Below are 6193 nucleotides of genomic sequence, written 5' to 3'. Positions count from 1 at the left end.
TGTGAGAGGCCCCCGTAGGTGCCAAGGGTATAGGGCCCCGAAGGTCCCCGGTTCAAAATATCTAAGGCCCCGGAACGAATCCGAGGCCGCAAGATTGGGTGCGGTTAGCAGGGTTGGGGGTGTCTATAGGGGCATTGAAATTTCGAGCAACGCCCAAAAAACGCGATTTTCTCTTCATGCAAAGTCTAACTGCGTCAAAATCGGCATTGTTTAAATCTCAGTTTGCAAATGCGTCAAATTCTCTCAATTTGAGACTGATAAGTTGCGCAGCAATTTTGCTTGAGACTACATGCAAGCCAGCTTGGAGTTGTGTTCATGAAGTTAGATGCAAGTATTTTTGAGTGTTCGATAGATCACATCATCCAGTTTGGTGACACCGACATCTTTCCTTTTCCGTTCGAACTAAAATTTCTTGAGCAAAACAAAGATAAAGTCGTTGAGGAACTGTCAAAACTGGAACTGAGTGGCTACCACCCCATGAGCTTAGTCGAAGCTTTGGTCCCCAAGTCCAAGTTTGGCTTTCGCGTTGCGCATCAGCCCTTCCCAATTGATACTGTGATTTACACCGCTTTAGTCCTCAAGGTGTTTGACTCGGTCGAAGCAGGACGTGATCCATTCGATAACAACCGAGCATTTTCTTATCGAAAGACGCCTGGTTTAGATCCAGTTTTTTTCCGATCAGACAGGAGCTACAGGCATTGGTTAGGCCATATTCGGGTTCAAGTGTTTCGGCATGGCCATAGCCACGTTATTAGAACTGATATTTCCGACTACTATTCAAGAATTTACCGGCACCGCCTAGAAAACATATTGGATAGCCTGTCAGGCGAGACCAAAATCGTTAAGAAAATTGAACACTTCATCGCTGATTGGAGAAGTAACCAATCGTTCGGCCTACCGGTCGGAAGTAACGCTTCAAGACTGTTGGCTGAAGCTGCCCTAAACGATACCGATATGGGTTTGATTTCTGAAGGATACGATTTCACCCGTTATGTCGATGACATGCTCATTTTCATTAAGGAAGGCCAAGATCCTTACGCAGCACTTGGGTACTTGGCTAAGCACCTAAATGAAAACGAAGGACTAGCCCTCAACAATCAGAAGACAAAGATTCTTAGCTGGGATGAGTTTATTGCCTCTAGTGGCGCTCCGGATGCAGGGGATGACGAAGCAAAGGAAGAGTTCGCCACAGAAAAACTGTTTTGGGCGGCCTATGGACAGGACGAGCTAGATCAAGAAGCTCTAGATGCGCTTATGCTCAAAGACCTCAGGCAAGAGCTGGAAGAGCTACTTGATGAACCGTATTGGGATATGGGACAGATACGCATCGTGTTACATGCGATGCGTCTCGTCAAAAACACCGACGTTGCACAATACATAAGAGAGAACCTTTCAAAGTTGGTCCCGTTTGCTAAAGACGTTTGCCTTCTTATCGAGGAATTCATCAAATCGGATATCGCTGGCTTTGACGATATGGGTGCAGAGATTACTGAGCTGCTACTTTCGCCGAGAATGCAACCGCTAGAGTGCGCGCGCGTTTGGTTTCTTGAACTTGGTGTTCGCCAGCTAGTTTCGTTTGACAACGCACAAATACGTCGACTGGACGCTTTGTCTGGCACACTAGATGTCAGACAACTCCATTTGATCCGCTGGCGGTCAAACGACCTGAACTTCTTTCGTTCACGAAAAACACGAGTCCACGAAATTCAATCATGGGCGCAACCAAGCTTTATTTTCGGTGCTCGCTGCCTGCCTAGGGATGAATATCAGCATTGGATTAGGGGTATTAAGAGTCGTTTGCAATTTCCCCTATGCAAAGAGTTCGCTGACTGGTGCGTATGTACGCACGGAACAGACCCGCTCGCATAACACTGCGAATGCGGATAGCCCAACAAAAAACCCCCGCTTTCGCGGGGGCCTTTATCTCTCTCCAAAGACGGATCCGATCAGAGGCCGGTGGTCACGTCGATGGTGTTACCCTCTTCCAGGGTCACATAGGCCTTCTTGACGTCTTTCCGACGGCCCAGCTGGCCACGGAACCGCTTGACCTTGCCCTTTGTCACGGTGGTGTTCACCGCCTTGACCTTCACACCAAACAGCGCCTCGACGGCCTCTTTGATCTGCGGCTTGTTGCTGTCGATCGCCACTTCAAAGACAACCGCGCCGTTTTCGGACGCCATGGTCGACTTTTCGGTGATGATCGGCTTGCGGATCACGTCGTAGTGTTCTGCCTTCGCGCTCATTTCAGTCGAGCCTCCAGTGCTTCGACAGCCGCTTTGGTGAGCACCAGAGTGTCACGCTTGAGGATGTCATAAACGTTTGCACCCATCGACGGCAGGATATCCAGACCTTCGATGTTGCGCGACGCCTTCAGGAAACCTTCGTTCACGGTCGCGCCGTCGATGACCAGAGCACGTTTCCAGCCCAGGTTTGCAACCTGTTTGGCCAGAGCGGCGGTCTTGCCTTCGGCTTCGGCGTTCTCGATCACGACCAGTTCACCTGCCTTGGCTTTGGCCGACAGAGCGTGGCGCAGGCCAAGCTTGCGGAACTTTTTCGGCAGGTCGTGGCCGTGCGAACGAGGGGTCGGGCCCTTGTAGATACCACCCTTGCGGAAGATCGGCGCGTTGCGGTCACCATGGCGTGCGCCACCGGTGCCCTTCTGGCGATAGATCTTCTTGGTCGAGTAGCTGGTTTCCGAGCGGGTCTTGACCTTGTGGGTGCCGGCCTGCGCGTTGTTGCGCTGCCAACGGACCACACGGTGCAGGATGTCCGCACGCGGCTCGAGACCGAACAGATCGGCGTTCAGCTCGATGTCGCCGGCTTTGCCGCCGTCCAGTTTGATTACATCAAGTTTCATGCTTCACCACCTTCCGCGGGAGCTTCTTCCGCAGGTGCATCAGATACAGCCGATTTCACAGCAGCCGGGAAAGGCAGGCCTTCCGGTGCTTTCTTCTTCACGGCGTCCTTGACGGTGACCCAGCCCGATTTCGGTCCGGGAACGGCGCCTTTGATGAAGACCAGACCACGCTCGGCGTCGGTTTTGACGACTTCCAGGTTCTGGGTAGTGACACGGGCAGCACCCATGTGACCGGCCATCTTCTTGCCTTTGAAAACCTTGCCCGGATCCTGACACTGACCGGTCGAACCGTGCGAACGGTGCGAGATCGAGACACCGTGCGAGGCGCGCAGGCCACCGAAGTTGTGGCGCTTCATCGCACCGGCAAAGCCTTTACCGATCGATGTGCCCGATACGTCAACCTTCTGACCTTCCAGGAAGTGTTCTGCCGAAATCTCGGCACCCACTTCGATCAGGCCATCTTCGGAGACGCGGAACTCGGCCAGCTTGCGCTTGGGCTCGACCTTGGCAGCGGCATAGTGGCCGCGCATGGCCTTCGAGGTGCGTTTCGCCTTGGCGGCACCGGCGCCCAGCTGAACGGCGGTGTAGCCGTCTTTGTCAGCGGTGCGCTGTGCAACGACCTGCAGGTTGTCCAGGTGAAGAACGGTGACAGGGATCTGCTTGCCGTCTTCCATGAACAGGCGGGTCATGCCAACTTTTTTTGCGATAATACCAGAGCGCATTCTCATACCCTCCGATTACGACTGCAACTTGATCTCGACGTCCACACCAGCAGCGAGGTCGAGCTTCATCAGCGCGTCAACGGTCTGGGGGGTCGGATCAACGATGTCGAGAAGACGCTTGTGCGTGCGGATCTCGAACTGGTCGCGGGATTTCTTGTCAACGTGAGGACCACGGAGAACCGTGAACTTCTCGATCTTGTTCGGCAGCGGGATCGGGCCGCGCACGTTCGCACCGGTCCGCTTGGCAGTGTTGACAATCTCTTGCGTGCTGGCATCCAGAACGCGATAGTCAAATGCCTTCAGCCGAATACGGATGTTTTGGCTTTGCATATTAACAGCCTTTTATCAGGCGTTGAGGTTGAGAGGAGGACAAGCGCGCATCGCCAACCCTCTTCGAACCCAAAAGGCGGGAATCACCCCGCCTTGATGTTCTTACTGAGAACTCGCGCGATTTACAGGGGTGTGAGGGGTTTGGCAAGGGGGAAATCATGCACTGGCCCAGAGTAGCCGCTTGTCTGATCAGAGTGAATTACACCAAAGCCCCAAAACCAACATCGTCCTAAGAGGATAGCCCGTCCACGCAGTGGGTTGTGTGCCCTTCTGACAAATATTTGCGCACTGGTTGTTTTGCGTCTTTTTCAATCTGTTCCGTCACATCCAAGCAAAGGGCTAGACCGACAGTTAGCTCTGCAATTGCATTGAAATATGCGTCCAGTTGATCCATGGGCGGGGGGTTATAGATACGAGTCAAAACTATAATCCGCGGATCTAAGGGGTAGCGTGCAGTCAGCCCGCAAAAATCGTAAGTCGTCGAGTTTTCTGTGGCGCTACAGGTGATCGCAAAGAGTTTTTCGGCAGAGTTTGGTGTAAGATACACACGCCAGATGCTGCCGGGGCCGGAGGAATTCACTGTATACCCTGGAAGTCGTAAGTGCTTGGGCACAGGATCAGGGTAACGATAAAGCCGACCGGGACCGTTAGGTGACCAAAGGAAATCTGAAGCCTGATTGAGCTGCTTAATGTGAACTACCGTGTAGTCCAAAATTGGCATTCCCATCAGCATTTCGTCCAACCAATCGAGCCTATTGATCGGAAGAAAGTTCGTGTCGGTGTCCCACCCCCAATAGTCTTCACCGGCGTAGAATGTGCGAGTATTCAACTGAACGACAAAATCTTCTTCAGCTTGCAGCGCAGAAGCACTTGGTAAGACCAAAGAAAAAACAAAGAGAATTCTTAAAACCATGAACGGCAATCTTCTTTAAGTTGTTTCGAGGCACAGTCGGCATTCGAAACACGAAATGCAAGTAACATGACACTTCACAAAAAAGGCCGCCCCGGTTTGGGAGCGGCCTTCTTTAGTTCAACCGAGTGGGCTCTCATTGCTCTTTCAGAGCAACTGCCGCCCACCAGTCGGCAGAGCCGACTTACTCGATGATTTTCGACACAACGCCGGCGCCGACGGTGCGGCCGCCTTCGCGGATTGCGAAACGCAGGCCGTCTTCCATCGCGATCGGGGCGATCAGCTCGACGGTGAAGCCGACGTTGTCGCCGGGCATAACCATCTCGGTGCCAGCCGCCAGAGTCACGGTGCCGGTCACGTCAGTGGTCCGGAAGTAGAACTGCGGACGGTAGTTTGCGAAGAACGGAGTGTGACGACCGCCTTCTTCCTTGGTCAGGATATAGGCTTCGGCTTCGAACTTGGTGTGCGGTGTAACCGAACCCGGCTTACACAGAACCTGGCCACGCTCAACGCCGTCACGGTCGATACCGCGCAGCAGGGCGCCGATGTTGTCGCCCGCTTCACCGCGATCCAGCAGCTTGCGGAACATTTCAACACCGGTACAGGTGGTTTTCTGAGTGTCACGGATGCCGACGATTTCAATCTCGTCGCCAACATTGATCACGCCACGCTCAACACGGCCCGTAACAACGGTACCACGGCCCGAGATCGAGAACACGTCTTCGACCGGCATCAGGAACGGCTTGTCAACTTCACGCTCAGGGGTGTCGATGTAGTCATCAACAGCCGCCATCAGTTCCTTGATCTTCTCTTCGCCGATTTCCGGGTTGTTGCCTTCCATCGCGGCCAGAGCCGAACCCGCGATGATCGGAATGTCGTCGCCGGGGTATTCGTAGCTGGACAGCAGTTCGCGAACTTCCATCTCAACCAGTTCCAGCAGCTCTTCGTCGTCAACCTGGTCAACTTTGTTCATGAACACGACCATCTTCGGGATGCCAACCTGGCGGCCCAGCAGGATGTGCTCACGCGTCTGCGGCATCGGGCCGTCAGCTGCGTTCACAACCAGGATCGCGCCGTCCATCTGAGCGGCACCGGTGATCATGTTCTTGACGTAGTCGGCGTGGCCGGGGCAGTCGACGTGCGCATAGTGGCGGTTGTCGGTCTCGTATTCCACGTGGGCGGTCGAGATGGTGATGCCACGTGCTTTTTCTTCAGGCGCGCCGTCAATCTGGTCATACGCTTTGAAGTCACCGAAATACTTGGTGATTGCTGCGGTCAGCGTGGTCTTGCCGTGGTCAACGTGGCCAATCGTGCCGATGTTAACGTGCGGCTTATTACGCTCAAACTTTTCCTTTGCCATGATGGCCTCCTTTT

At 53.7% G+C, this 6193-nt stretch carries 7 protein-coding genes; 1 reads left to right on the top strand and 6 read right to left on the bottom strand.

Annotated elements, in window-relative coordinates; translation table 11 throughout:
- Nucleotides 1–315 precede the first annotated feature (315 nt).
- Nucleotides 316–1869: an RNA-directed DNA polymerase gene (locus ACR0DJ_RS19790; RefSeq protein WP_480686093.1), complete on the top strand. Its 1554-nt coding sequence runs from the start codon at nt 316–318 to the stop codon at nt 1867–1869.
- A 77-nt stretch (nt 1870–1946) separates the two neighbouring features.
- Here the strand turns inward: ACR0DJ_RS19790 and ACR0DJ_RS19785 are convergent, their stop codons facing one another.
- The 6 genes from ACR0DJ_RS19785 to tuf all read right to left on the bottom strand — a co-directional run bounded on the left by ACR0DJ_RS19785 (nt 1947) and on the right by tuf (nt 6179).
- Entirely contained in the window at nt 1947–2243 is a 297-nt protein-coding gene (locus tag ACR0DJ_RS19785; protein ID WP_170347256.1) for a 50S ribosomal protein L23, read from the bottom strand.
- Nucleotides 2240–2857: a 50S ribosomal protein L4 gene (gene rplD / locus ACR0DJ_RS19780; RefSeq protein WP_155148664.1), complete on the bottom strand. Its 618-nt coding sequence runs from the start codon at nt 2855–2857 to the stop codon at nt 2240–2242. Before rplD ends, ACR0DJ_RS19785 begins: the two co-directional genes overlap by 4 nt.
- On the bottom strand, nt 2854–3579 hold the full coding sequence (rplC, locus tag ACR0DJ_RS19775) for a 50S ribosomal protein L3 (RefSeq protein WP_480686092.1): 726 nt from the start codon (nt 3577–3579) through the stop codon (nt 2854–2856). The genes rplD and rplC overlap by 4 nt, the downstream gene beginning before the upstream one ends.
- A 15-nt stretch (nt 3580–3594) precedes the next feature.
- Nucleotides 3595–3909 (bottom strand): 30S ribosomal protein S10, encoded by a 315-nt coding sequence (gene rpsJ, locus ACR0DJ_RS19770; protein WP_008756422.1) that lies wholly within the window; start codon nt 3907–3909, stop codon nt 3595–3597.
- Nucleotides 3910–4138: 229 nt separating this feature from the next.
- A complete protein-coding gene (locus tag ACR0DJ_RS19765) occupies nt 4139–4822 on the bottom strand; it encodes a hypothetical protein (RefSeq protein WP_480686091.1) in 684 nt (227 codons plus the stop codon).
- Between the two features lie 181 nt (nt 4823–5003).
- Nucleotides 5004–6179, bottom strand: coding sequence for an elongation factor Tu (gene tuf / locus ACR0DJ_RS19760; protein WP_010441214.1), 1176 nt, complete (start codon nt 6177–6179; stop codon nt 5004–5006).
- Nucleotides 6180–6193 lie beyond the last annotated feature (14 nt).

The sequence above is a fragment of the Ruegeria sp. BF10 genome (genome assembly GCF_056538725.1).
This window is presented reverse-complemented; position numbering and strand designations above follow the sequence as displayed.

Coding starts and splice junctions, on each gene's coding strand:
- ACR0DJ_RS19790 (WP_480686093.1), top strand. CDS start 316: ATGAAGTTAGATGCAAGTATTTTTGAGTGTTCGATAGATCACATCATC.
- ACR0DJ_RS19785 (WP_170347256.1), bottom strand. CDS start 2,243: ATGAGCGCGAAGGCAGAACACTACGACGTGATCCGCAAGCCGATCATC.
- rplD (WP_155148664.1), bottom strand. CDS start 2,857: ATGAAACTTGATGTAATCAAACTGGACGGCGGCAAAGCCGGCGACATC.
- rplC (WP_480686092.1), bottom strand. CDS start 3,579: ATGCGCTCTGGTATTATCGCAAAAAAAGTTGGCATGACCCGCCTGTTC.
- rpsJ (WP_008756422.1), bottom strand. CDS start 3,909: ATGCAAAGCCAAAACATCCGTATTCGGCTGAAGGCATTTGACTATCGC.
- ACR0DJ_RS19765 (WP_480686091.1), bottom strand. CDS start 4,822: ATGGTTTTAAGAATTCTCTTTGTTTTTTCTTTGGTCTTACCAAGTGCT.
- tuf (WP_010441214.1), bottom strand. CDS start 6,179: ATGGCAAAGGAAAAGTTTGAGCGTAATAAGCCGCACGTTAACATCGGC.